Genomic DNA, 23915 nt, shown 5'->3' with positions numbered 1-23915 from the left:
AGAACGCGGGAGGGAACGCGGGAGGAATCCGCCGGGGAAATCCCTCGGCGGGCCGAAGGCCCTTCGCTCATTCGGCGGTGGCGGTGTACGGCTCGATGCCGGGCGGGATGCGTACCGCGATCATCGCGATGTCGTCCGTACCGGCGTCACCGAGAGCCACGACGAGTTCGTCGCAGAAGGACTCCAGCGGGGCGCGGGCCAGTGCGGCGGCGTGTCGGCGCAGCCGTGTCATGCCGTCGTCGAACGTCTCGCTGCGGCGCTCGATCAGACCGTCGGTGTAGAGCAGGACCGTCGAGCCCGGCGGCAGGGGCTCGGTGGCGTCGGGGCGGATCGTCTCGGGCAGCACGCCGAGCAGTATGCTCCGGCCGCCCTCCAGGAAGCGGGTGTCGCCGTCGCGGGTGATCAGCAGCGGGGCGGGGTGGCCGGCCACGGCGTACTCGAAGACCCAGGGGCTGTCCCGTTCGGGCTTGGCGAGCAGGCCGTACAGACAGGTGAGCGTCTGTCCCGGGTAGAGGATCTCGTTCGCGGCGTCCAGCCTGGCGAGGATCTTGCCCGGCGGTTCCTTGCGGTCGCAGGCGATGCCCCGCAGCATGTTGCGCATCTGGCTCATGGCGACCGCGGCTCTGAGGTCGTGGCCGGTGACGTCGCCGATGATCAGGCTGAGGGCGCCGTCGGGGAGCAGGAACGCGTCGTACCAGTCGCCGCCGACCTCCGCGCTCGCCCGCGCGGGGCTGTACCGTGCCGCGATCTCCAGCGGGCCGCCGTGGGGCAGGTCGGGCAGCAGAGAACGCTGGAGCCGTTCGGCCGTGTGGGCGACCTGACCGTGCAGGCGCGCGCTGTCCACGGCCATGGCGATGCGGTGGGCCAGGTCCTCGATCAGCGGCAGCCGGTCGTCACCGTCGAGCCCGTCCGCTTCGGTGCGCACCAGGGTCAGTACGCCGAGCACCTGGTGGCGGGTGCGCAGCGGGACCAGTACGGCGCGGTGCGCGCCCAACTGCTCGAAGGTCCGCAGCTCGACGCGGTGCAGCGCGTCGGCGCCCTCGTCCGGGGCGGGGAAGTCCGCGAAACGCAGGGGCCCGGCGCCCCGCAGGGCCCGCGCCAGCGGGGCCGGGGAGGATTCTTCGGCCGGCGGCAGCAGCGCCTCCAGGAACCCGGAGGGCAGCACGTCGGGCTCGCGGTGCTCCACCACGGCGCGGCGCAGCCGCCCCTCGCTCTCGACCAGGTCGATCGCGCACCAGTCGGCGAGGGAGGGGACCAGCACCCTGCACAGCCGGCGCAGCCCCTGTTCGAGGTCGAGCGTGCTGGACAGCGCCTCGGACGCGTTGGCCACGATCGTGAGGCGGTCCAGGGCGTCCTGAAGGGCGCGGTCCACGTCGAAGGGCTCGTCCCGGGGCGTCGATGTGGTCACGTGGTGCTTCTTCCTCTGCGTACGACGCCGCGGTCCACCCTGAGAGGTGCGCTTTCGACGTCCGGACGCGTTCGAGCGTATCCCTCCGGCGCGGACCGCCCCCTTCAGGAACCGAGCTGGTCGAGAAAGGCGTGCAGGTTCGCCCGGGTGCGCTCGATCTGCTGCTCCACGGTCAGGCTCTCCTCCATACGTCCGCCGGGCGCGGCGGTTTTCTTTCCGCGCAGATAGAGGGAGCACGCGAGATCGGTGCACATGTAGAGCCCGACCGAATTCCCCTCTCGGCCCGCCTTGCCGCGCTTGCGCGCGGTCATCAGCGACACGCCGCCGCCGGGGTGGGTGGTCAGACAGAGGGAGCACATGCTGCGATGCAGATAACCGCGGCGTCGCGCGGGATAGCGCAGCGTCACACCGATGAGCGCGCCTTCTCTTTCGGCGACGAGATAGCCGCGGTCGGGCGCCGAGAGGTCGAGCCAGCCCAGGAAGTCGAGGTCGCCCCAGGGCCGCTGGTCGAGGTCGCGCGGGAGCGGAAGCCGCGCCGCCTCCCCCTTGGAGCAATTGACGAACGACGTACGGATGTCCTGCTCGGTCACGGCTTTCATGGTTCCGAAGCCAACAGTGCCTAATCATATTAGGCAAACGATTATTTCTCTTAGGTATGCTGGGGGCCATGTCGAACGAGGGCGGGCACAGGAGGTGGGGCCCGTGGCGCGTGCGGGACTGACGATCGAGCGGCTGACCGAGGCGGGGGCCGAGCTGGCGGACGAGGTGGGCTTCGAGAACCTCACGGTGGCCGCGCTCGCCCGCCGCTTCGGCGTGAAGGACGCGAGCCTCTACGCCCACCTCAAGAACGCGGCGGACCTGCGGATGAGGATCGCGCTGGTGGCCGTGGAAGAGTTCGCCGAGCGCGTCGGCACCGCGGTGGCGGGCCGGGCCGGCAGGGACTCGCTCGTCGCGTTCGCCGACGCCTACCGGGCGTTCGCGCTGGAACGCCCCGGCCTGTACACGGCCACCCAGCTGCGGATCGACCCGGTGCCGACGCCCCCTCCCCCGGCGTATCTGCGCACCATCGAGCTGACGTACGGGATGCTCCGGGCGTACGGCCTGGCGGAGCCGGACCTGACCGATGCCGTACGGCTGCTGCGCAGCACCTTCCACGGCTTCAGCTCGCTGGAGGCCAACGGCGGGTTCGCGGCCGACCGTGACGTCCAGGCGTCCTGGGAACGGACCGTCGAAGCGCTCCATGTCCTGCTGGAGCACTGGCCGCGAGCGGAGACCTCGGCGCCCACTGGCGCGGCCTCACCTCATAGGGTTACGTAGGGCCCGGTCGACCGACACGATTTGGAGTTCGCCGATGGTGCACGACAGGGCCGGGCAGCCGGCGCAGCCCGGGGATCTGGTGGACGTGGCACGGCTGGTGACGGCCTATTACGCGCTGCACCCGGATCCGGCCGAGCCCGCGCAGCGGGTCACTTTCGGTACGTCGGGCCACCGCGGCTCCGCGCTGGTGGCGGCGTTCAACGAGGACCACATCGCCGCCACCACCCAGGCCATCTGCGACTACCGGACCCGGCGGGGCACCGACGGGCCGCTGTTCCTCGGCGCCGACACGCACGCGCTGTCCGAGCCGGCCCGTGTCACGGCGCTGGAGGTGCTGGCCGCCAACGGCGCCACCGTACTGATCGACTCCGAGGACGGTTACACGCCCACCCCCGCCGTGTCGCTCGCGATCCTGACGTACAACCGGGGCCGTACCGCGGGCCTCGCCGACGGGATCGTCGTCACGCCGTCGCACAACCCGCCGGCGGACGGCGGCTTCAAGTACAACCCGCCCAACGGCGGCCCGGCGGGCTCTGACGCCACCTCCTGGATCCAGGACCGCGCCAACGCCCTGATCGAAGCGGGGCTCAAGGAGGTCCGCCGGATCCCGTACGCGCGAGCGCTGGCCGCCGACACCACGGGCCGGCACGACTTCCTGGGCCGGTACGTCGACGACCTGCCGTCGGTCCTCGACCTGGACGCGGTGCGCGCGGCCGGGATCCGGATCGGCGCCGACCCGCTCGGGGGCGCGTCCGTCGGGTACTGGGGGCGTATCGCCGAACGTCACCGGCTCGACCTCACGGTGGTGAACCCGCTCGCCGACCCGACCTGGCGGTTCATGACGCTGGACTGGGACGGCAGGATCCGGATGGACTGCTCGTCGCCGCACGCCATGGCCTCGCTGATCGCGCGGCGCGACGAGTACACCATCGCCACCGGCAACGACGCCGACGCCGACCGGCACGGCATCGTCACGCCGGACGGCGGTCTGATGAACCCCAACCACTATCTGGCCGTCGCCATCCAGTACCTCTACGCGCACCGCGACGGGTGGCCGGCCGGTACCGGGATCGGCAAGACCCTGGTCTCCTCCTCGATGATCGACCGGGTCGCCGCCGACCTCGGCCGGACGCTCGTCGAAGTGCCCGTGGGATTCAAGTGGTTCGTCGACGGCCTGTACGACGGGAGTCTGGGCTTCGGCGGCGAGGAAAGCGCCGGCGCGTCCTTCCTGCGCCGTGACGGGAGCGTGTGGACGACCGACAAGGACGGCATCCTGCTGGCCCTGCTGGCCTCCGAGATCACCGCCGTCACGGGCTCCACCCCGTCGCAGCACTACGCGGCGCTCACCGACCGCTTCGGCGACCCGGCCTACGCCCGCGTGGACGCACCCGCGACCCGGCAGGAGAAGGCGGTCCTCGCGAAGCTGTCGGCCGACCAGGTCACCGCCGACACGCTCGCGGGCGAGCCCATCACCGCCGTCCTCACCGAGGCGCCCGGCAACGGCGCGGCGATCGGCGGCCTGAAGGTGTGCACGGACAGCGCCTGGTTCGCGGCGCGTCCGTCGGGCACGGAGGACGTGTACAAGGTGTACGCGGAGAGCTTCCGCGGCCCGGAGCACCTCGGTGAGGTGCAGGAGGAGGCCAAGACCCTGGTGTCCGGGGCGCTGCGCGCCGCGGGCTGACGCGCCGCCGCCGGGCGGACGGCGCGCGCCTCTCCGACGACACCACAGGGCACTTGTTCCGACGGCGCGTCAACACCCTTGTCGCACAACGGCGTTCAGCCGGCGGTCGGCGGGGCCACCTCCACCGCGAGATCGTTGTCGACCGTGTAGTTACGGACGCGCCGAGGCCCGGCCGAGCGCGGTGGCCGGGTAGACGAAGACCGCCTTGCGGTCCGCGACGTCGTCCAGCAGCCGGGCCACCCGGATCCGCTGCGCGTCGGCGGCCGGGCGGACGTACACGTCCCAGACCTCCGGCGCCGCGCCGGACCCGGCCCGTCCGGCGCCCGCCGGCGGGTCCCGGTGGTCGACGGTGAACGCGAAGTCCCGGTCCCCCTCGTGCCGGAGCGCGATCTCCCGTACGGCGGTGTCCCGGCCCCGCCGGTGCAGCGACGCCACGGCGCCGTCCCCCAGCAGGGCGCCGAACAGCCGCGCCGTCACGGTCATCGAGCCGCCCGAGAAGTCGATGCGGCCGGCCTCGGCGTGCGTGACCCGCAGCCAGGCCCGTACGGCGAGACGGCCGTCCTTGGTGGCGTACGGGATCCGGACCGCCGGCGGCGCCCCCCGGCCGTCGCCGGCGCCGGACACCAGGGCGCGCAGACCGGGCAGCAGCGGTACGCGCTCCTCCCCCGGCGCGCCCAGGACGTACGCGTCCCAGCGGCCCTCCTCAAGAGCGGGCGCCGCCTCCAGCACGGCCCGCCACCTGTCCCCGCCCGCGGGCTCCAGCGCGGCGACGCGACCGGTCTCCTCCGCCCACCGGTCGCCCCCTCCTTCGACTGCCCCTTCGGCGGGCACGGTTGGAGCAGCAGCCGGGGCCGCGCGGTGGCGGGCAGCGGCAGCGTCACGTCCACGACCAACCGCCCCCCGCCGTCCACGGTCACGTCCGCGCGGGGCCTGGCCACCGGTCCGTTCGTACCGCCGTCCCCGCCGCTCATCGCCGTGCCTTCCATACGGTCCGCACGACGTTGCTGGCCGCGACGAGCGCGGTGTCCTTGGCCGCGTATCCGCCGCTCACCAGGGCGTGGTCCGTCCCGCGTGCCGGTGGCCGGCCTTCGTTCCGGGCGGCGAGCAACTCCTCGAAGAGCCGCTCGGCCTGGGCGACGACGGGGGCGGGGGCGTAGCGGCGGGAGTTCTCCAGCGCGGCGCGCCCCATCCGGCGGCGCAGTTCGTCGTCGCGTACGAGGTCCAGCAGGGCGCCGGCCAGCGCGTCGCGGTCTCCGACGGGGACCAGCCGGCCGTCCTCACCGGGGGTGATGATCTCGCCGGGGCCGTACTCGCAGTCGGTGCTCACGACGGGCAGCCCGCAGCGCATCGCCTCGACGATGGTCATGCCGAACGGCTCGAAGTTGGACGTCGCCGCCCCGATCGAGCCCTTGACCCACTCGGCTTCCATCGGTGTCACGGCGCCCATCAGGAAGACGTTGTTGTGCAGACCGAGCGTGTCGATGAGCCCGCGCAGCCGCTCCTGCTCCTCGCCCTTGCCGTAGATGCGCAGTTGCCAGTCGGGGCGCTCGGCGGCGACCGCGGCGAAGGCCTCGATCAGCAGGTCGAACCGCTTCACCGGCACCAGCCGTCCGGCGGCCGTCACGACGCGCTCGCGGCCGTCGGCCGGCGGGAGGGTCGGGGCCGGGACGCTGTTGGGCAGCGCCTGCACGCGTACGCCCGGCAGCCGCATCTTGCGCCGGTAGGAGGCGGCGTCGGCCTCCGTGACGGGGGTGATCGCGTCCAGCCGCGGGTAGACCCGGCGCAGCGCGTTGCGCAGGCGCGGCGGGTGGTTGTCGAGCGTGAGGTGTTCCTGTCCGACGCGCACCGTCCGCTCGGGGGCCTGGAGGGCCAGGTGCACGTTGAGACCGGGGCGGGCGCCCACGACGACGTCGGCGTCGAGCGACGCCAGCGCCTCGCCGATGCGCTCGTCGGTGAGCGCGCTGTACTGCCGGTAGCGGTACTCGGACGAGGGGAAGATCTTCGCCGGTGTCAGATGCCGCGGGTCGTTCTTCTCGTGCCGCAGATCCACCAGGGGGCGCAGCCGCACGCGCGGGTCGGGTGTGAGGTTCGGCCGCTCCCGGTGCCGGAGAGCCGAGATGATCTCCACGTCGTGCCGATCGGCCAGCGCGCGGGCCAAGTTGAACGTGGTGGTGATCGTCCCTCCTATCCCATACGCGTTGTGTATTAGGAATGAGATCTTCATGCCGTGCATGACGGGTTGCGCTCGACGAAGGTTGCTCGCGTAACCCCTTGGTAAGGAGAAAGGCGCCCTGCCGTGATGCGGGCGGCTGACGCGCCGTCGGACGCCGGTCGGACACACCGACCGCACGCCTCACCGGTGGAGCATTTGCCGCATTACGCTGTTTTACCGGCAATACGATCGGGAAGGCGGCCCTGTGGACCGAACCCTCACTGCCGCCGAGGCGGCACACAAAGGAGCGACCATGACCGCGGTACCCGACATCAGGCTGAACAACGGCGTGGACATCCCGCAGCTCGGCTTCGGCACCTTCCAGATCCCGCCGGCCGAGACCCGGGAGGCGACTCTGACGGCGCTGGAGATCGGCTACCGGCACATCGACACCGCGCAGATGTACGGCAACGAGAAGGGGGTCGGTCAGGCGGTCCGCGACTCCGGTCTCGACCGGGACGACATCTTCGTCACCAGCAAGCTGGACAACTCCTTCCACGCGCCGGACGCCGCGCACGCCGCGTTCGACCAGAGCCTCGACGACCTCGGGCTGGAACACCTCGATCTCTTCCTGATCCACTGGCCGCTGCCCGGCGTCGGGGACTTCGTGGAGACCTGGAAGGCGCTGGAGGAGATCTACCGCTCCGGTCGGGCGCGCGCCATCGGTGTCTCCAACTTCCAGCCGAACCACCTCCGCCGCCTCCTGGCCGGCTCCGTGGTCGTTCCCGCCGTCAACCAGGTCGAGGTGCACCCGTATCTGACCCAGGACGAGGTCAGGGCGTTCAACTCCGAGCAGGGCATCGCCACCGAGTCCTGGTCCCCCATCGCCAAGGGCAGGGTGCTGGACGACGCGGTCATCACCCGCATCGCGAACGAGGCCGGGCGGACACCCGCGCAGGTCACGCTCCGCTGGCACATCCAGCGCGGCGACATCGTCTTCCCGAAGTCGGTGACCCGCGAGCGCGTCGAGGAGAACTTCGCCCTGTTCGACTTCGAGCTGGGCGAGGCCGACATCGCCGAGATCTCCGCCCTGAACCGCGACGAGCGCACCGGTCCCGACCCCGACCGCATGAACGGCTGACGCCCGGCCCCCTGCCCGGTCCGTGACCGATGTTCCAACTCCGCAACCATTGGCGGAGATCGGTCCGCGCGTACGGCAAGATTTGCGCATGACCGAACAACGGGGCAGCGCACCACCACAGAGCGCCACGGACGAGACCCTCGCGGCCCTGGCGGTCCGCCTCCGAGCGTCGGAGACCGGCGGCTGGACGCGGGACGCCACCCGGGCCCTGGTCGTCCGGCTCGGCTGGGGCTGGAGCGACGGTCCCACCGTGGCCACCGGCCGCTCCACCGGTGACGCGCGGCTGCGCCCGGTCGGGAAGTACGAGGAGCGCCATGTGAGCGGGGAGGCGTACGTCGAACTGGCCGTCCCCGTACGGCACACCGCGCCGGACGCCGCCTCACAGGCGGAGGCTTTCCGGCTGGCCAAGGACGAGCTGACCGGGGCGCTCGGCCAGCCGTCGATCATGGGTGTGTACGGCAGGCTCGCGCCGTTCCTCCGTGCCGTGGAGAGCTGGGGCTCCCCGTATCTGCGCTGGCGCGGCGAGTCGGACACGCTCGAACTGCGCGCGGGTCGGACGGGGCCCGAGCTGGTCCTCCAGCCGACCGATCCGGCGGAGAGCTGGTTCGTACGCCAGGGGAACGGCGAGGAGCACGGGATAACCGGCTTCTTCGGCTTCCGGACCGACCCCTCCAACGGAGGCCTGACCTTCCCCGGCGGCTGGCGGGCCCACAGCTGGGAGACGGTGACCAGGGCGCTCGCCGCCTTCCTGACCACGCTGCCGGCGGAGACGACCGCGCTCCGGACCCCGATGTGGATGCCGATCTACGGCCGTATCGAGGGGAAGGGCGCACCGATCCTGTTCGACATCGACTGCGGGGACCGGCTGATGATCGCCGCCTTCGCGGACGAGGTGGTCGACCCGGCGTCGCTGGGCTGGGGCACGGCGGCCGAGCACCCGACGACCGGCAGGCCCTGGCCCGACGCCAGGCACCCGCGTCTGCGCATCGACGCGGGCGGTCCCGGCGAACCCTCCGGCCAGGCGCTGGCCGAGACGATCGTGGCGACCGCCCGCGCGATGGGCGTGCGGACTCCCGAGGATCTGCTGATCGGCACCGAGGCCGGGGACGTGGGCGAGTACCGCGTGACGTACTACGGGCTGGGCCTGTCGATGGCGTGAGTGACGCCGGGTCAGGTCGTCGCTCGTGGAGCGCCGGCGACGGCCCGGCCGATGCCCCGTGCACCGCCCCGTGGAGTGATCAACTCACCGCCGCTGTGGCAGACTTCTCCGGACGGCCGGTGACGCCGGGGATCCCGGACACGACGTCCGGACACGCCGTGCCGCCTCCCGTCGCTCGCCACGCACGCATCGGAGCTTCGTATGACGGCAGGGACGCCCAAACCTCAGGTGGACACCAGCAAGCCGCACCCGGCGCGGGTCTACGACTGGTTGCTCGGCGGCAAGGACCACTACGAGGTCGACCGGCTGGTGGGCGAGAAACTGCCGCCCGAGTCCAAGGACGGCGCCCGCCAGAACCGGGCGTTCATGCACCGCGCCGCAGCCTGGCTGTCCGGCACCGGTGTCACACAGTTCCTCGACATAGGCACCGGCATCCCGACCGAGCCCAATCTGCACCAGATCGTCCAGGCGTCCATGCCGACGGCTCGCGTCGTCTACGCCGACAACGACCCCATCGTCCTGCGTCACGCCGAGGCCCTGCTCGTCAGCACGCCCACGGGCTCGACCGACTACATCCAGGCCGATGTGCGCAAGCCGCAGGAGATACTGCGACACGCCCGCGCCACCCTGGACTTCGACCGGCCGATAGCGCTGTCCCTCATCGCGCTCATGCACTTCGTCCCGGACGACCAGGCCCCGTACGAGATCGTCTCCAGCCTGGTGGACGTGCTGCCGTCGGGCAGCTATCTGGTGCTGTCGCACGCCGCGTCCGACCTCGTGCCGGAGCTGTCGGACAAGGTCGTCGCCGAGTACGCGAAGGGCGGCATCAGGCTGGGATTCCGCACCCACGCCGGAGTCAGCCGGTTCTTCGACGGTCTCGAACTGGTCGACCCCGGACTCGTGACGGCGCCCGCGTGGTTCAAGGACACGGACGCCCCCACCGCCGAGATGAGCGGCATCTACGCGGGCGTGGCCCGCATCCCGTAACCGGCGGCCCGTAACCGGTGCCGGTGCCCCGACGGGTGTTCGGCACCGGTACGACCGACGGCCCCTCACGGTACTCGGCGCTGTCACGACGCGGCCGGGTCGCTGCGCCCCCGCTCGGCCCGGCGCGGCTTACGCTGCGGTGGCTTCGCTGCCGTCGAGCGGGAACGAGGTGCCGTGGGAATGCCGACGACCATGCGCAAATGGGCATGGCTGCCCGTTCTGGCCATCGGGCTCGGGCTCTACTTCCTCGTACAGAGCACCCTCATCGACACCGGCAACAGCAACTACGTACCGTCCATGATCCTGTTGGGCGCGGTCGTCGTCCCCCCTCGCCTTCCTGACCTTCGTCGCCGGTCGTCCGGGTGAGTGGCGGATCGGGCCGTCTCTGCTCGCGATCGCGGCGCTGTTCGGCGGCGTGGTCGGGACCGTGACGGCCGGACGGCTGGAGTTCGACACGCTGCGCGGCCTGGGCACGACGTCCCTGATCGGCATCGGCCTGATCGAGGAGTCGTGCAAACTCATCGTTCCGGTGCTGATCCTGGTGTGGCAGTGGCGGCGCGGCACCGTGCACGAGGGGGACGGGCCGCTCGTCGGGGTCGCGGCCGGTATGGGGTTCGCCGCACTGGAGACGATGGGGTACGCCTTCACAGCGCTGCTGGCGTCCCAGGGGAACATCGGGGACGTCGAGGAGACCCTGTTCCTGCGCGGACTGACCTCGCCCGCGGCCCACATGGCGTGGACCGGGCTCATCTGCGGAGCGCTGTGGGCTGCCGTGGCGGCGCGGTGGTCACTGGCGGCCACCGTACGACTCGTCGTCACGTTCGTGCTCGCGGTCACCCTGCACGCGCTGTGGGACGGCGTCACCGGCCGCGCCACGTACGTCCTCCTGGCGGCGGTCTCGCTCAGCTGGCTCCTCGTCGAACTACACCGGAGCAACACCCTGACCTGGGACACCCCGTCCGGGCGCGTACGACGCCCATGAGAAAACGTACAGGGGCGCCAGGTTGGCCTCCATGTACTCCACTCAGGTCTCGCTGCGCGTACGGGCCCCGCGTGCGGTTGTCTACCGTGCGCTGCTGGACGGGGACGCGGTCGCCAAATGGCGGGTGCCCGCCGGTATGAGCAGTCGGGTGCATGAATTCGACGGCCGTGAGGGCGGGCGGTTCCGTGTCTCGCTCACCTACGACGCGCCGACGGACACCGGGAAGTCTTCGGCGAACACCGACACGTACCACGGGCACTTCGAGCGGCTCGTGCCGGACGAACGGGTGGTGGAGGTCCTTGAGTTCGAGACAGCCGATCCCGCGCTGCGCGGCAGCATGACCATCACGACCACGCTCAGCGACGTGGACGGCGGTACGGAGGTGGTCCTGCTGCACGAGGGGGTCCCGGACACGGTGCCGGCGGCGGACAACGAGACGGGTCAGCGCATGGCGCTGGACAATCTCGCCCGGCTCGTCGAAGGGGACGAGCGGCCGGCCGGCTGACACCGCCACGGCGGGGTACCGCTCACGGCAGGAGGAGTGCGCTACGAACGGCGGCCGGGTTTGCCGCGCCTGCCGCTCTTCGCCCCGCCCGAACCGCCACCGCGAGGGTTCTTCCCCGTCGACCCGCCGGCCGCGGGCTTACGGCGCGCGCCGCCCGCGTCGGAACGCCCGTGCTTCGGTTTCGGCTTGGTCTTCGACGCCTGCTGCTGCGCCGGGGCCGGGCGGCGGCCCCGTGAGCTGTTGACGGTGCGCCCCCGGACGATCCCGATGAACTCCTCGACCAGGTCGGTGGTCCGCTCCTGCGGCCACGACAGCGCGACACGCGACTCGGGGGCGTCGGAGACCGGGCGGTAGGTGAGGTCCTTGCGGTGGTGCAGCCGGGCCAGCGACTGCGGGACGACGAGGAGGCCGATACCCGCCGCGACCAGCTCGACGGCGTCCGCCGTCGTCGCGGGGCGCTCGTTCGCCGGGCGTCCGGGCAGGGGTCCCGCCCAGTCGAGTGTGTCGTCGAGGGGGTGCAGCAGGATGTCGTCGGCGAGATCCGCGACGGACACCTCGTCGACCGCGGCCACCAGGTGGTCCTTCGGGACGAGGACGACGGTCGTCTCGGTGTAGAGCGGGATCGCGCTGAGATCGGTCCGATCGACGGGCAGTCGTACGAACCCCGCGTCCGCGCCGTCCGCGCGCAGCGTGTCGGCCGCCTCGGCCGCTGACACCGTGGTGAGGGTCAGCGGGATGTCGGGCAGCCGCTCGTTCCAGATCCGCACCCACTTGCCGGGGATCACTCCCGGGACGTACGCGAGGCGGAACGTGGGGGACGCGAGGGGTACCTCCGAGCCTGTCACGCCGCCAGGCTACCGGCCGTGGTCGGGAGCCCCGCACCGGCTCGATACTCTTGGCACTATGACGTCGCACCAGACCACCCAGACCATGAAGCCCGCCACGGCGGCGAAGAAACTGGGTGTGTACCTCGAGGCCACCCCCGCCGATTTCCAGGAAGGCGTCGTCTCGCGCGGCGAGTTGAACGCTCTCCAGGCCGATCCGCCCCAGTGGCTGCTGGAGCTGCGGCGCGAAGGCCCGCATCCGCGGCCGGTGGTCGCGGCCAAGCTGGGTGTCTCCATCGCCGGTCTCGCCCGCGGCGGCGTCACCGAGGCCCTCACGACGGAGCAGATCGACGCGCTCAAGGAGGAGCTTCCCGCGTGGCTGCGGCGCGAGCGCGCGACCCAGGCCGAGGTCCGCAAGGAAGCGGCACGCATCAAGGAGAAGAACGCCGAGCGCGCCGACCAGGCCCGCCGCCCGCGCACCTGACCGGCGGCGGGACGGCGAGGCGGCCGGGCGGGCCCGACGGCTCGGCGCGGGGGGCCTACCGAGCGAACGTCCTGCTGCGGTCGGTCAGCAGGGACCAGATCACGAAGACGCCGATCGCGATGGCGATCACCGCCCAGACGGGCTGGTAGGGCAGCCACATGAAGTTCGCGACGATGCTCACGGAAGCCATGCCCACCCCGATCACCCGCGCCCAGGGCGCCCCGCTCATGATGCCCAGCCCGGTGAGGACGAGGAGCGCGCCCACCACCAGATGGATCCAGCCCCACGAGGTCAGGGTGAACTGGTAGGTGTAGCTGCCGTTGAGCGTGTACACGTTGTCCCGCGCGATGCTGACGACACCGTTCAGAACCGCCATGACGCCGTCCACGAACAGCAGCACCCCCGCGAACATCGCCCCGCCGGTCGCCCATGTGTGGCTACCGTGCCCGCCTCGGGACGGTGTGTGATGTGCCCCCGAAGGGGACGCGGTCTGAGCCATGAAAGCCTCCTCGGCCGAGTGTGTGACCCGCTCTCCGGACCACTCCGGCATGGGGCCGACAATCCGCCGTCTCTGCCCCCACGACCACCCGGACTGGTCCGTTCGGGTGAACGGTCACGGACCGGTACCACGCGGCTACGCCGACCCGCTTTCACGGCACGCGGAGCAGTACTTACGGAGAGTCGTCAACCGAGGCCCTCGGGTAAGGGTGGTGATCAAGCGGGAGTGCCGATCGGATGTGCGTGGCGATCGGGACGGTCGTGATCAGGGACGGGTGACGGGGGCCAGCCACAGCCCGACGATCGCGTCGATCAGGCCCGTTCCGGCGTCGGGCCTGCTGGAGCGCGGCGTGGCGGCGCCGAGCGCGAGCGCCCGTTCCCGTTCGGCGCACAGGTGCACCGTCAGCCGACGGGCCATGTCACCACGCTCCGCCCGTACTTCGGCGGGCAGATCCGGCAGGCACCCGTCGAGCCCCTGGATGATCCGGTGCGGTGAGGACGCGTCGAGCCAGTAGGTGACCACGATCTCGCGCAGGGCCGGGTCGGTCATGACCTGTGCGGCGAACCGGGCGTACCACGTGGGGCTGCCCAGCTCGGCGAGGTGATCGGTGATCGGGCGCACCGGAACGGACCACCCAGTCCGTACGTCCGAGGAATCGCCGGCGTCGGCCACCATGCGCGGCCTGAGCTGTTCGACCGGCGGCGCGTGCTTGCGGACGATGGCCCGCACGAGGTCCGTCTTCGTACCGACGTGGTAGCCGACCGCTGCGTTGTTGCCCGGCCCGGCCGCTTCGCTGACCTGGCGGTTGGAGACCGCGAACACTCCGTGTTCGGCGAACAGCCGCTCCGCGGTGACGAGGATCAACTCTCGTGCCGCGTCGGCCCGTTCCCCACGACCGTGGTGAGTGAACCCCGCCCCACCTTCTGATGCGAGCGACTGACCCAGCACCGACCCGGGCGCCGCTGGTGCATTCGGCCGCTCGCCACCCGGCAACGGAGTGGTCTCCCCCGCCACCCGGTTATCGCCAGGCGCCCGCTGTGTATAGACGCAGAGTCCGAAATACTCCCGTGGAAAGGGAAACCCATGCGTCTCCGTACGACAGTCGCCGCCACCGCCCTCGCCGCCCTCACCCTCCTCGGCAGCGCGAGCGCTGCCACAGCCGGCGAGCGGGGCGGGGAGCACGACGGCACCAACATCGTGAACAGCGAGATCGTCACCGCGTGGATCGAGGACAGCTTCAACACCATCATCGTCTTCGGCAACCAGTTCTAGGACTTCTCGCCGTCGCCGGCCCCTCGTGGTGATCCGCGAGGGGCCGGTGGCCGTCTGCGGGAGCCCGGCCACCGGCCTGTCAGGCGCCCGGCCTCAGAGCGAGCCGGGGACGACGAACAGGCACCAGGTCACCAGGGGCCCGGCCAGCGCGATCCCGAGGCCCCAGGTCATGAGACGGCGGAAGACCAGGTCGCGCTGATCGGCGGGGGTGTTCGCGGTGACCAGCGCGCCGCTGGTGGAGAAGGGCGACGCGTCCACCACCGACGCGGATATGGCCAGAGCGGTGATGAGCCCCACGGCTCCCACCTGGCCGGTGAGCAGGAACGGTACAGCCAGGGGGATCAGGGCACCGAGCATGCCGGTGGTCGAGGCGAAGGCCGACACCACGGCGCCGATCAGACAGATCAGGAGGCGCCGAGGAGCGGGGCCTCGATGTCCGCGACCCGTTCGCCGAGATAGTCGATGGTGCCCATGCGTTCCATCTGGCCGACATAGGTGACGATGCCGCAGACCAGCAGCACGGTGGACCACGCGCAGCGGTCCACGGCGCCCTTGGCCGACTCCGGGGCGGCCAGGGACAGGACGACCGCGATGGTGAGCGCCATCAGGCCCACGTCCAGGTCGAAGAAGAGCGCGCCGGCGACCAGGCTGAGGAGCCCGAGGAGGGTCAGCGCGCGCGGGAGGTCGAGGCTCGGGGGTTCCGGCGAGGTGGTGGTCCCTTCGGCCGCGCCGCGCCCCTCACCCGCACCGTCACCGGCGCCGCCACCACCGGCCGTCGCGATTCGCCCGAGCAACTTCCGGCCGCCGAAGATCAGGAAGATGATGACGCACAGGCCGACGTTGAAGAGGAACGACGCGGTGAACAGCAGCGCGGGGTCGCCGGGGAGATCGTTGCGCTCGACCACGTTGTTGGTGATGCTGCCGAACACACCGATCGGCGAGAAGCCTCCGGCGCTGGCCCCGTTGGCGATGAACAGCCCCATGAGCACGGGTCTGATGCCGTACGACGCGGCGAGGCCGAGCCCGATGGGAGCCACGATCCCGACCGCCGCCGGCGTGACCGCGCCGACCGCCGTGAGGACCGCGGTGACCAGGAACATGACCCAGGGAATGAGCGCGATCCGGCCGCGTACCGCCTTCACCGCCGCGTTGACGAGCCAGTCGACGGTGCCGTTGCTCTTCGCGATCCCGAACAGCAGGGTCACGCCGACCAGTACGACGAACAGATCGCCGGGGAAGCCGGAGAAGATGTCGTCCGTGGACTCGTCCACCACAGTGGAGCCGACGACGAACGCCGCCACGATGGCGAGGACTCCGAGGTGAACCGAGGAGAAGGTCGCGATGGCGAAGATCAGTACCAGGGCGATGATGGAGATGACTTGATCTGACACGAGGGCTCCCTTGCCGTCGGCCGAAGGGCATGTCGCGTTGCATCAGGGCGCGTCGGCGCGTCACGGGAGGTGCGCGCGGCACCGGAGATGCCGGAATGTGAGGCGGCGCGCGAACGTTCCGCCCAGATCCCGGACCGGGTCCCGGAGAAGCCCAGGGATGGGTGAGTCATTCCGCCAGACGGAAATCGATTTCCGCAGTCGGGAGTATTGAAGAGCTTTTCCGGCGGCGTCAAGGGTCCTGCCGGAATCCTTCTCGACGGACGCCGCGGCGGTGCGGCTGCCCGGCGCCCTCACCGTACGGCGGGGACGAGACGGCCCGGCCCTCGTCGCGCGGACCGTCTCGGGTCACTCAAATCCGCTGCCGGACGGGCCCGTTCATCTCTCGCGCGAGTGACCCAGGGCCACGCTGACCTGCCGCGCCGTCTCGCTCACCAGCGCTCCGTGCGCGGCGGTCGACTCCGGGGTCATCCGGCTGGTCGGCATGTTGACGCTGATGCTCGCGACCGGCGTACCGGACTCGCCCAGGACCGGGGCCGCGACGGCGGAGACGTCGGAGCGCCATTCCCCGGTGTTGGTGGCGTACCCGCGCTCACGGATCCGCGCCAGCTCGGCGCGCAGCGCGTCCCGGTCGGTGACGGTCGCGTCGGTGAACTCCTCCAGCCCTCCGGCGAGTTGACGCTCGATCACCTCCGGCGGACTGGAGGCGAGCACGGCCTTGCCGTTCGCCGAGGCGTGGATGGGCAGACGAATACCCAGGGCCAGGATGATCCGTACCGCCTTCGAGGTCTCCAGGCGCTCGATCAGCACCACCTGGTCGCCGTCCGGGACGGTCAGATGAACCGTCTCGTCGGTGCGTCTGCGCAGGTCCTCCATGAGCGGTACGGCCACGTCGCGCAGGCTCAATTCCCCCGTGGCGCGGCGGCCGACCTGGAGCGCCTTGGTGGTCAGGACCCAGCGGGTGACCTCACCGCCGGCCGGGCGGATCCAGCCCGCGGTGTCCAGCGTGCGCAGCGCCCGCTGGGCCGAACTCTTGGGCAGATCAAGGGCGCGGGCGAGGTCGGCGACACCCACCGGCTGACGCGCGGCAACCTCTTCCAGCACCCGAAGCGCGTTGAGAACGCTCTGCATCCGTTGACTCCCGAGTGGTCGGCTCTTATAGTCCGTGTGCTATCAGGCGATACATTGTGCCACACTGTGGCACAGATTCCAAGGGGGTTGGCCACCGTGACCACTCGCACCGGGCGGCACTTCTTGCAGATCCCGGGCCCCACCAACGTCCCCGACCAGGTACTGCGCGCCATGTCGGCGCCGACGACGGACCATCGAGGTCCCGAATTCGCCGCGTTCACCGCGGACTTGCTCGCCCGCCTCGGACCGGTCTTCGGCACCACCGGACCCGTCGTGGTCTTCCCCGGCTCCGGCACCGGCGCCTGGGAGGCCGCACTCGTCAACACCCTCAGCGCCGGTGACCGGGTCCTGCACGTGGAGACCGGCCACTTCGCCACCCTCTGGCAGCGCATGGCCACCGAACTCGGCCTGCGCGTCGACTTCGTCCCCGGAGACTGGCGGCACGGCGCCGACCCGCAGGCCGTCGCCGAACGCCTGGCGGCCGACACCGGCCGTACGGTCAGAGCCGTCTGCGTCGTGCACAACGAGACGTCTACCGGCGTGACCAGCCGGATCGCCGGGATCAGGCGGGCGATGGACGCGACGGGACATCCGGCTCTGCTCCTCGTCGACACCATCTCCTCGCTCGGCTCGATCGACTACCGGCACGACGAATGGGGCGTCGACGTCACGGTGGCCGGCTCCCAGAAGGGGCTGATGCTGCCACCGGGCCTGAGCTTCAACGCGGTCAGCGAAAAGGCCCTCGCCGCCTCGCGCACATCGGGGCTGCGCGCCTCGTACTGGGACTGGGGGCCGGTCATCGAGGCCAACAGCCGCGGATTTTTCCCGTACACCCCCGCGACCAACCTCCTCTACGGGCTCGACGAGGCGCTGCGGATGCTTGAGGCGGAGGGACTGCCCGCGGTGTTCGCGCGGCACGACCGGCACGCCGCCGCCACCCGAACAGCCGTGCGCGGCTGGGGACTTGAGGTGCTGTGCGCCGACGAAAGAGAGCACTCGTCGGCGCTCACCGCGGTCCTCGTGCCCGAGGGTGTGGACGCCGACAAGGTCCGGCAGATCATCCTCGACCGGTTCGACATGTCCCTGGGCGCCGGACTCGGCAGGCTCGCGGGGCGGATCTTCCGGATCGGCCACCTCGGGCACTTCAACGACCTGACGCTCGCGGGCACCCTCGCCGGGGTGCAGATGGGCCTTCGACTCGCGGGCGTACGCGTGGATCCCGGCGGGCTGACAGCGGCGCTGGACGTCCTGGGCGCGGAGTGAACACGTAACACCGAGGAGGTTGCCGAGCATGACCGTCACCGGGGGCGAACGCCCCACCCACGACAGCGCGGAGGACCGGGAGGCGGCCCGCGATCTCCGGCGGGACCTGGTCAGGGATCTCGACGGAGAGGTCCGGTTCGACGACTACACACGGCAGTTGTTCGCCCGGGACGCCAGCATGTACGCGATCACCCCGCTCGGGGTGGCATTCCCCCGGCACGCCGACGACGTCGCCGCGGCGGTCGCCGCCGCCGCGGCCCGCGGGGTGTCCGTGGTGCCGCGCGGCGCCGGAACAAGTCTGGCCGGCCAGACCGTCGGCCCCGGCCTCGTCCTCGACCTGTCCCGGCACATGAACCGCATCGTGGAGCTGGACGCCGGCAGCGGTACGGCGCTGGTCGAGTCCGGAGTCGTCCAGGACCAGCTCAACCGGGCGGCGAGCCCCTGGGGGTTGATGTTCGGACCGGACACCTCGACCAGCAACCGGGCCACCATCGGCGGGATGATCGGCAACAACTCGGCCGGCAGCGGATCGGTGCGCCACGGCATGACCATCGACCACGTCCGCGAACTCGACGTGGTGCTCTCGGACGGGAGCAGGGTCCGGCTGGACCGTGCCGACGAGGCCGAACGCGCCCTGCGGGCCACCCGGTCCACACTGGAGGGCGCGCTCTACCGCGAACTGCCGGAGATCGTACGGGCCAACGCGACCGCCATCGCCGAGGGCTTCCCCGCCCACTGGCGCCGGGCCTGCGGCTACCGGCTGGACCGGCTGGCGCGCGAGGACACCGGCTTCGACACCTGGCCGAATTCGTCGTGGGTTCGGAGGGGACACTGGCCGTCGCCACCAGCGCGCTGGTCGATCTGGTGCCCAAGCCGAGCCGTACGGTGATCGCCGTCGGCCACTTCAGCTCGGTGGCCGGAGCGATCGACGCGACACAGGACGCACTGGCCTGCGACCCGGCGGCCGTGGAACTGATGGACCGTACGATCCTCGACCTGTCCCGCCGCAAGATCGAGTATGCGGCGCTCGGCGACCTGCTGAACGGAGAGCCCGAGGCCCTTCTCTTCGTCTCGTTCAGCGGTGACGACGAGGACGAACTGCTGGGGCAGTTGAAGCGGCTCACCACGCTGTGGTCCCGGCACGGACACGGCTACCACACCCTGCGCGCGGTCACCCCGGCCCAGCAGTCGTCCCTGTTGAAGGTCCGCAAGGCCGGTCTCGGTCTGCTGATGGCGGCCAGTGAGGGCACCCGGCGCCCGCTGGCGTTCGTCGAGGACACCGCTGTCGACCCCGTCCATCTCGCCGACTACACCCGCAGGTTCAAAGAAGTCCTCGACCGGCACGGGATGACGGCCGGTTTCTACGGCCACTGCTCGGTCGGCTGCCTGCACATCCGGCCGTATCTCGATCTCGCCGACCCGGCGGACGTCGTGAGGATGCGCAGCGTCGCCGTCGAGATCAAGGATCTGGTCGCCGAGTACGGCGGGGTGAACTCCAGCGAACACGGCGACGGGCTGGCGCGCAGCGAGTTCAACCGGGAGATCTTCGGTGACCGGCTGTACGAGGCGATGCGCCAGGTCAAGCGGCTCTTCGACCCGCACGACGTGCTCAACCCCGGCAAGATCGTGGACGCGCGGCCGATGACGGAGAACCTGCGGGACGCGGCGCTGGCGCCCGCGGAACCGCTGCGGACCCGGCTCTCCTTCGAGGTCATCGGCGCGGGAGCGGCGCACGGGGCGGGCGGCGGCGCGGACGGCGGCACCGGTGCCATGCGCGCCGCGGCGGACCGCTGCATGAACATCGGTCTGTGCCGCAAGGCCGGCGGCGGCACCATGTGTCCCTCGTACATGGCCACTCGTAAGGAGGAGGACTCCACCCGGGGCCGGGCCGCCGCCCTCGTCAAGGCCCTGTCCGAACCCGACCCGCGCGCGGCGCTCGGGGACGAACGTCTCCACGAGGTCCTCGACCTGTGTCTGATGTGCAAGGCGTGCAAGAGCGAATGCCCGCTCGGTGTCGACATGGCCACCCTCAAGAGCGAGGCGCTCTCGCACCGCCACGACAGCCACGGGGTGCCGCTGCGCTCCCGCGTCTTCGGTTCGATCCGGCTGCTGAACCGGCTGGGCTCGGCGACCGCGCCACTGTCCAACCTGCCGGGGCGCAGCGCCCTGTTGCGCCGGCTGATGGACCGTACGGTGGGCATCGCCCCGGCGCGACCGCTGCCGGTCTTCGTACGCCACAACCTGTCGCGCTGGTTCCGGCGCCGTCAGCCCGCCACCCACGCGGTCACCCAGGGCACCGTCACCTATCTCGCCGACTCCTTCACGACGTTCACCGAGCCGGACATCGGGCGGGCGGCCATCCGGCTGCTGGAGCGGGCCGGTTGGGACGTCCGGCTGGAGAGCGGTGTCTGCTGCGGCCGGTCCAGCCTCTCCAAGGGGCTGGTGGACGACGCGAAGAACAAGGCCCGTCGTCTCGCGGACACCCTGAGCGCATCGACCGAGGCCGGCTCGCCGGTCGTGGGCTGCGAGCCCTCGTGTCTGATGACCCTGCGGGACGAGCATCTGTCCCTGCTGCCGGACGACCCCGCGGTCGAGGACATCGCCGGGAGGGTGCGCCAGGTCGAGGAGTTGCTCGTCGAGGCGATCGACGACGGGCGGCTGCGACCGCGTGAGGACTCCTGGCTCGCCGGGCGCACGCTCGTCTACCACGGCCACTGCCACCAGAAGGCGGAGGTGGGCACGGCCGCGACGGTCGCGCTGCTGAGCCGTATCCCGGGCGTCTCGGTGGTCGAACTCGACGCCGGGTGCTGCGGGATGGCGGGGTCCTTCGGCTTCGAGTCCGAGCACTACGACGTGTCGATGACGGTCGGCGAGGACCGGCTCTTCCCGGCGATCGAGGCGGAGCCGCCGGAGACGGTCGTGGTCGCAACCGGGGTGTCCTGCCGCCAGCAGATCTTCCACGGCACCGCGCGCGACGCGTGGCACCCGGTCCAGCTGCTGTGGGAGGCGGTCACGTCCGACTGAACGGACCGGGCCCGGCGGCGCGGGCCCGGCGGCGGCCGCCCCGGCGTCAGGCCGCGTACGCGTGGGGTGAGTAGGTCAGATAACCCCGGCCACCGCCCTGGTAGTAGGTCGCTTCGTCGACCGGGGCGAGCGGCACTCCGCCCCGGAGCCGTTCGACCAGATCGGGGTTGGCGATGAAGCCCCGGCCGAAGCTGACGAGATCGGCGCCCAGTCCGAGCCAGTGGTCGGCCTCGTCCTTCCCGGTCTGCTTCGGGCCCATGGGGTACACCGGGTTCATGACGAGGGTGCCCGGCCATGCCTTGCGCAGGGCGATCAGGACGTCTTCGTCGGTGGTGGCCTCGATGTGGACGTAAGCCAGGTCGAGGCGGGCCAGCTCGGTCAGCAGCGCGGTGTACATCTCGGGGATGTCGCTCTCCTCTACTCCCCAGAAGGTGGCGCCCGGTGAGAGCCGGATGCCGGTCCGGTGAGCGCCGACGGCCTCGGCGGTGGCGGTCGCCGCCTCGACGGCGAACCGGATCCGGCGTGCGACCGGACCGCCGTAGGCGTCCGTGCGCAGGTTGGCGTTGGAGGAGAGGAACTGGGAGATCAGCAGCAAGGTGATGCTGCGGCTGGGCGGGGCGGCGGCGGGCGGGTGAGTCACGGGTGAGCCAGGGGTGAGCCCGCGGTGTCACCGGTTTCGGTGTCCGTGCGTCCTGGTCGCCGTTCCGGGCGGTGCCTCCCACCCGGGTCGGGCGGTCCGGCGGGTTCGGTCGGACCGATCGGGTCCGTCGCGATCACGACCACCTGGTCCTCGGCGCTCCACTCACGCCGCTCGCCCTTGTGGGGGTTGAGCCGGACCCCGTGGCCGGGGGCCGCCGCCCGCAGGTCGTGACGGCGGTAGCCGATGGCGCATTCGCCGCGGTCACGCGCCGCGGCCACGACCGAGGCGAAGGTGGCCTCGCTGCCCGGCCGGATGTACGTCCCGGCCGGACGAAGGCAGATCGTGCTGCCCTCGGCGGAGAACAACTCGTCGAACACGGCGGCCAGATGACGGTCCTGGGCGATCTGCGCCATGAGCAGTCCGGTCAGCTCTCCGCTGACGACGACGTCCGAGCCGGGGTTGACGGCGGCCAGGGGCCGGTTTCGGTCGTCGGTGAGTTCGCTGACGACGCGCAGCTCCCGTCCGGTCCGTTCTTCCAGCAGCCGCAGGGCCAGCAGGGCGACCAGCGTCCAGTCGTCGGGATGGTCCGGCCCGTCCGCCGGATCGGGGCCGAGGACGACCAGTCCGTCGTACGGGGCGAGGTCGAGCCCGAGCAGCGTCTCCGGCCGCGCCAGGGCGGCGGTCCTGAACCGTACGAGCGGGGCGGCATCGGCCGCTGGGGGGTCGTCGGGCTCCGGCGTGTGGTCGGGCTCCGGCTCCCTCGGTCCGGGCACGGCCCGGTCCGTGATCACATCCAGTACGGAACCCGGCCCGGCCGTGCGCCGTAACTGCCCCAGGAGAAGGGGCCCCCGCCGGTTCCAGCCGAGCACCAGCAGACGTGCGGCGGCCTCCGCCGGGGGCGGGCCCTCGGCGATCACCGACGGGTCGACGAGATGCCGGCAATCGGCCGACCGTGTCGTGCGGTCGTCGCGGGCGAGGACGATCAGCCGGCTTCCCGGTGCGACGACGGTGTCGGCGGGGGGATTCAGCGACGTATGTCCCAGGGGGCCGAGCAGTCCCACCACGCAGGAGTCGGCGTGTCCGAGGAGCGTCGCGCCGAAGGGACCGCCGGTGAAGGCGGTCGCGTCGGCGAGGTGGAACTCGTCGCCCGCGAAGTCGAGCAGATCGCGCAGTACGAGGGAGAGGCCGGGGCGGCCGACGCACTGCGCGATCAGCCGGGCCGTGACCGTGTCGGTCTCCAGGACCGTGCCGCGCGGGCCGGCGGCCAGCCGGGCCGGCGCGCGGTAACGGTCGTCGTGCACCGCTGCCAGCACCGGCGGTCCGCCCGTCCCCTCGCCGATGACCGCTCGCAGCGCCAGCAGGGTCCGGAGGATCTCGGCGTCGCCCGCCGGTTCCCCGGACGGCAGCACGAGCACGGTACTCGCCGCGCCGGGGCTGACCAGCGCGAGTACGGCGGGGTCGCTCGCGGGACCGCTGCGGCAGATGAGCCGGGTGCGTCCGCCCGGACCGATCCGGGCGGCGAGCGCCCGCTCCATCTCGGTCTTGTCCCGGTCGGCGAGCAGGACGATGGCCCGGGGGCGGTGCGCGGCTTGGGCGGCGACCAGCTCACTCACCACCGTGGTCACCTGGTCGGACCAGCCGAGCACCACGACATGGCCGCGCTCCAGGACCGTGGACCGTCCACGGCTCAACTCGGCCATCCGCTCGGCCAGACTCGTCGTGATCACCCCGACGAGTGTGGAGACGCAGAGCAGGGCGACCAGCCCGAGCAGGGCCGAGAGCATCATGCGCAGTGGCGTACCGGTCATCGCGCCCAGGCGCAGGGTCTCCGCGCTGGTCCGCCAGGCCGCGGTGAGCCGGCCCGACAGCGAGCGCGGCGATCCGGGGTCCGTCCAGACCAGCACCGCGCTCACCGGGACGACGACGGCGAGGCACGTGATCACCAGCCAGCCCATCAGGGTGCCGGTGCTGCGTGCCAGCGTGCGGTCGAACAGGTAACGCGCCCGGTCCCGCAGTGAATTCGACCGGCGCCCCGTCATTCGTGCCACTCCCACCCGC

24 protein-coding genes and 1 pseudogene are annotated in these 23915 nt (G+C 71.5%); 13 read left to right on the top strand and 12 right to left on the bottom strand.

The genetic code is table 11. The features are described from left to right. Positions 1-67 precede the first annotated feature (67 nt). On the bottom strand, positions 68-1408 hold the full coding sequence (locus tag SSPS47_RS32060; RefSeq protein ID WP_239065150.1) for a GAF domain-containing SpoIIE family protein phosphatase: 1341 nt from the start codon (positions 1406-1408) through the stop codon (positions 68-70). Positions 1409-1512: 104 nt separating this feature from the next. Continuing rightward, positions 1513-2007, bottom strand: coding sequence for an FBP domain-containing protein (locus SSPS47_RS32055; protein WP_164253952.1), 495 nt, complete (start codon positions 2005-2007; stop codon positions 1513-1515). A gap of 103 nt (positions 2008-2110) precedes the next feature. Here SSPS47_RS32055 and SSPS47_RS32050 point away from each other — a divergent pair, with 103 nt between their 5' ends. Continuing rightward, the gene (locus SSPS47_RS32050; protein ID WP_164253951.1) at positions 2111-2725 is read left to right on the top strand and encodes a TetR-like C-terminal domain-containing protein; all 615 of its coding nucleotides are present in this window, start codon (positions 2111-2113) and stop codon (positions 2723-2725) included. Positions 2726-2759: 34 nt separating this feature from the next. After that, positions 2760-4406 (top strand): phosphoglucomutase (alpha-D-glucose-1,6-bisphosphate-dependent), encoded by a 1647-nt coding sequence (gene pgm / locus SSPS47_RS32045; RefSeq protein WP_164253950.1) that lies wholly within the window; start codon positions 2760-2762, stop codon positions 4404-4406. A gap of 150 nt (positions 4407-4556) precedes the next feature. Here pgm and SSPS47_RS32040 read toward each other — a convergent pair whose 3' ends face one another. Both SSPS47_RS32040 and SSPS47_RS32035 read right to left on the bottom strand, forming a co-directional pair. Continuing rightward, entirely contained in the window at positions 4557-5237 is a 681-nt protein-coding gene (locus SSPS47_RS32040; protein ID WP_239065149.1) for a hypothetical protein, read from the bottom strand. 136 nt (positions 5238-5373) lie between these two features. After that, complete coding sequence (locus SSPS47_RS32035) at positions 5374-6630, bottom strand: glycosyltransferase family 4 protein (protein ID WP_164253949.1); 1257 nt, start codon at positions 6628-6630, stop codon at positions 5374-5376. 241 nt (positions 6631-6871) lie between these two features. Here SSPS47_RS32035 and SSPS47_RS32030 point away from each other — a divergent pair, with 241 nt between their 5' ends. From SSPS47_RS32030 to SSPS47_RS32010, 6 genes are all read left to right on the top strand, one after another. Next, positions 6872-7699, top strand: coding sequence for an aldo/keto reductase (locus tag SSPS47_RS32030; protein ID WP_164253948.1), 828 nt, complete (start codon positions 6872-6874; stop codon positions 7697-7699). Positions 7700-7787: 88 nt separating this feature from the next. Continuing rightward, positions 7788-8858 (top strand): hypothetical protein, encoded by a 1071-nt coding sequence (locus SSPS47_RS32025; protein ID WP_147874730.1) that lies wholly within the window; start codon positions 7788-7790, stop codon positions 8856-8858. 201 nt (positions 8859-9059) lie between these two features. Beyond that, positions 9060-9845, top strand: a complete 786-nt coding sequence (locus SSPS47_RS32020) for an SAM-dependent methyltransferase (RefSeq protein WP_164253947.1) — start codon at positions 9060-9062, stop codon at positions 9843-9845. Positions 9846-10025: 180 nt separating this feature from the next. Further along, positions 10026-10211: a hypothetical protein gene (locus tag SSPS47_RS35005; RefSeq protein WP_203557981.1), complete on the top strand. Its 186-nt coding sequence runs from the start codon at positions 10026-10028 to the stop codon at positions 10209-10211. Continuing rightward, a complete protein-coding gene (locus SSPS47_RS32015; protein WP_343234931.1) occupies positions 10183-10827 on the top strand; it encodes a PrsW family intramembrane metalloprotease in 645 nt (214 codons plus the stop codon). Before SSPS47_RS35005 ends, SSPS47_RS32015 begins: the two co-directional genes overlap by 29 nt. A 31-nt stretch (positions 10828-10858) precedes the next feature. After that, a complete protein-coding gene (locus SSPS47_RS32010; RefSeq protein ID WP_164253946.1) occupies positions 10859-11332 on the top strand; it encodes an SRPBCC family protein in 474 nt (157 codons plus the stop codon). Positions 11333-11373: 41 nt separating this feature from the next. On the opposite strand, the gene SSPS47_RS32005 is transcribed toward SSPS47_RS32010, so the two are convergent. Next, positions 11374-12177: a LysR family substrate-binding domain-containing protein gene (locus tag SSPS47_RS32005; RefSeq protein ID WP_164253945.1), complete on the bottom strand. Its 804-nt coding sequence runs from the start codon at positions 12175-12177 to the stop codon at positions 11374-11376. Positions 12178-12235: 58 nt separating this feature from the next. Between SSPS47_RS32005 and SSPS47_RS32000 the strand changes: the two genes are divergently transcribed. Then, on the top strand, positions 12236-12640 hold the full coding sequence (locus SSPS47_RS32000; protein WP_147874735.1) for a DUF5997 family protein: 405 nt from the start codon (positions 12236-12238) through the stop codon (positions 12638-12640). A gap of 55 nt (positions 12641-12695) precedes the next feature. On the opposite strand, the gene SSPS47_RS31995 is transcribed toward SSPS47_RS32000, so the two are convergent. After that, the gene (locus tag SSPS47_RS31995) at positions 12696-13139 is read right to left on the bottom strand and encodes a hypothetical protein (protein ID WP_164253944.1); all 444 of its coding nucleotides are present in this window, start codon (positions 13137-13139) and stop codon (positions 12696-12698) included. A gap of 264 nt (positions 13140-13403) precedes the next feature. Beyond that, positions 13404-14003 carry a helix-turn-helix domain-containing protein gene (locus SSPS47_RS31990; protein WP_164253943.1) on the bottom strand — a complete coding sequence of 200 codons (600 nt, stop codon included), beginning with the start codon at positions 14001-14003 and terminating at the stop codon, positions 13404-13406. Between the two features lie 219 nt (positions 14004-14222). Here SSPS47_RS31990 and SSPS47_RS31985 point away from each other — a divergent pair, with 219 nt between their 5' ends. Further along, entirely contained in the window at positions 14223-14411 is a 189-nt protein-coding gene (locus tag SSPS47_RS31985; RefSeq protein WP_164253942.1) for a hypothetical protein, read from the top strand. Positions 14412-14504: 93 nt separating this feature from the next. Here the strand turns inward: SSPS47_RS31985 and SSPS47_RS36335 are convergent, their stop codons facing one another. The 3 genes from SSPS47_RS36335 to SSPS47_RS31975 form a co-directional block, all read right to left on the bottom strand. Next, positions 14505-14798, bottom strand: a complete 294-nt coding sequence (locus SSPS47_RS36335) for a hypothetical protein (RefSeq protein ID WP_343234914.1) — start codon at positions 14796-14798, stop codon at positions 14505-14507. 17 nt (positions 14799-14815) lie between these two features. Then, complete coding sequence (locus SSPS47_RS31980; protein ID WP_343234913.1) at positions 14816-15802, bottom strand: SLC13 family permease; 987 nt, start codon at positions 15800-15802, stop codon at positions 14816-14818. 375 nt (positions 15803-16177) lie between these two features. Further along, positions 16178-16930, bottom strand: coding sequence for an IclR family transcriptional regulator (locus SSPS47_RS31975; protein ID WP_164253941.1), 753 nt, complete (start codon positions 16928-16930; stop codon positions 16178-16180). Between the two features lie 96 nt (positions 16931-17026). Here SSPS47_RS31975 and SSPS47_RS31970 point away from each other — a divergent pair, with 96 nt between their 5' ends. Genes SSPS47_RS31970 through SSPS47_RS31965 form a run of 3 tightly spaced genes read left to right on the top strand, consistent with a single transcriptional unit; the run spans position 17027 to position 21217 of the window. Continuing rightward, positions 17027-18193 carry an aminotransferase class V-fold PLP-dependent enzyme gene (locus tag SSPS47_RS31970; RefSeq protein ID WP_164253940.1) on the top strand — a complete coding sequence of 389 codons (1167 nt, stop codon included), beginning with the start codon at positions 17027-17029 and terminating at the stop codon, positions 18191-18193. 28 nt (positions 18194-18221) lie between these two features. Beyond that, the gene (locus SSPS47_RS35800; RefSeq protein ID WP_239065148.1) at positions 18222-19082 is read left to right on the top strand and encodes an FAD-binding oxidoreductase; all 861 of its coding nucleotides are present in this window, start codon (positions 18222-18224) and stop codon (positions 19080-19082) included. Then, entirely contained in the window at positions 19007-21217 is a 2211-nt protein-coding gene (locus SSPS47_RS31965; RefSeq protein WP_239065147.1) for an FAD-linked oxidase C-terminal domain-containing protein, read from the top strand. Before SSPS47_RS35800 ends, SSPS47_RS31965 begins: the two co-directional genes overlap by 76 nt. Before the next feature lie 46 nt (positions 21218-21263). Here the strand turns inward: SSPS47_RS31965 and SSPS47_RS31960 are convergent. Together SSPS47_RS31960 and SSPS47_RS31955 are read right to left on the bottom strand one after the other, a co-directional pair. Continuing rightward, positions 21264-21806, bottom strand: a pseudogene (locus SSPS47_RS31960) (alkene reductase); the annotation flags it as partial. A 47-nt stretch (positions 21807-21853) separates the two neighbouring features. Then, positions 21854-23896, bottom strand: coding sequence for an NAD-binding lipoprotein (locus tag SSPS47_RS31955; RefSeq protein ID WP_164253939.1), 2043 nt, complete (start codon positions 23894-23896; stop codon positions 21854-21856). Positions 23897-23915 lie beyond the last annotated feature (19 nt).

This window comes from Streptomyces sp. S4.7, assembly GCF_010384365.1.
In the GTDB taxonomy this organism is placed as follows: Bacteria; Actinomycetota; Actinomycetes; order Streptomycetales; family Streptomycetaceae; genus Streptomyces.
The sequence above is the reverse complement of the archived record's forward strand: the minus strand, read 5'-3'. Positions and strand labels throughout refer to the sequence as shown.

Bases quoted from the DNA above. Each gene is read 5' to 3' on its own strand.
- SSPS47_RS32055 (WP_164253952.1), bottom strand. From the start codon at position 2,007: ATGAAAGCCGTGACCGAGCAGGACATCCGTACGTCGTTCGTCAATTGC.
- pgm (WP_164253950.1), top strand. From the start codon at position 2,760: ATGGTGCACGACAGGGCCGGGCAGCCGGCGCAGCCCGGGGATCTGGTG.
- SSPS47_RS32035 (WP_164253949.1), bottom strand. From the start codon at position 6,630: ATGAAGATCTCATTCCTAATACACAACGCGTATGGGATAGGAGGGACG.
- SSPS47_RS32030 (WP_164253948.1), top strand. From the start codon at position 6,872: ATGACCGCGGTACCCGACATCAGGCTGAACAACGGCGTGGACATCCCG.
- SSPS47_RS32025 (WP_147874730.1), top strand. From the start codon at position 7,788: ATGACCGAACAACGGGGCAGCGCACCACCACAGAGCGCCACGGACGAG.
- SSPS47_RS32020 (WP_164253947.1), top strand. From the start codon at position 9,060: ATGACGGCAGGGACGCCCAAACCTCAGGTGGACACCAGCAAGCCGCAC.
- SSPS47_RS35005 (WP_203557981.1), top strand. From the start codon at position 10,026: ATGCCGACGACCATGCGCAAATGGGCATGGCTGCCCGTTCTGGCCATC.
- SSPS47_RS32010 (WP_164253946.1), top strand. From the start codon at position 10,859: ATGTACTCCACTCAGGTCTCGCTGCGCGTACGGGCCCCGCGTGCGGTT.
- SSPS47_RS32000 (WP_147874735.1), top strand. From the start codon at position 12,236: ATGACGTCGCACCAGACCACCCAGACCATGAAGCCCGCCACGGCGGCG.
- SSPS47_RS31995 (WP_164253944.1), bottom strand. From the start codon at position 13,139: ATGGCTCAGACCGCGTCCCCTTCGGGGGCACATCACACACCGTCCCGA.
- SSPS47_RS31985 (WP_164253942.1), top strand. From the start codon at position 14,223: ATGCGTCTCCGTACGACAGTCGCCGCCACCGCCCTCGCCGCCCTCACC.
- SSPS47_RS31975 (WP_164253941.1), bottom strand. From the start codon at position 16,930: ATGCAGAGCGTTCTCAACGCGCTTCGGGTGCTGGAAGAGGTTGCCGCG.
- SSPS47_RS35800 (WP_239065148.1), top strand. From the start codon at position 18,222: ATGACCGTCACCGGGGGCGAACGCCCCACCCACGACAGCGCGGAGGAC.
- SSPS47_RS31955 (WP_164253939.1), bottom strand. From the start codon at position 23,896: ATGACGGGGCGCCGGTCGAATTCACTGCGGGACCGGGCGCGTTACCTG.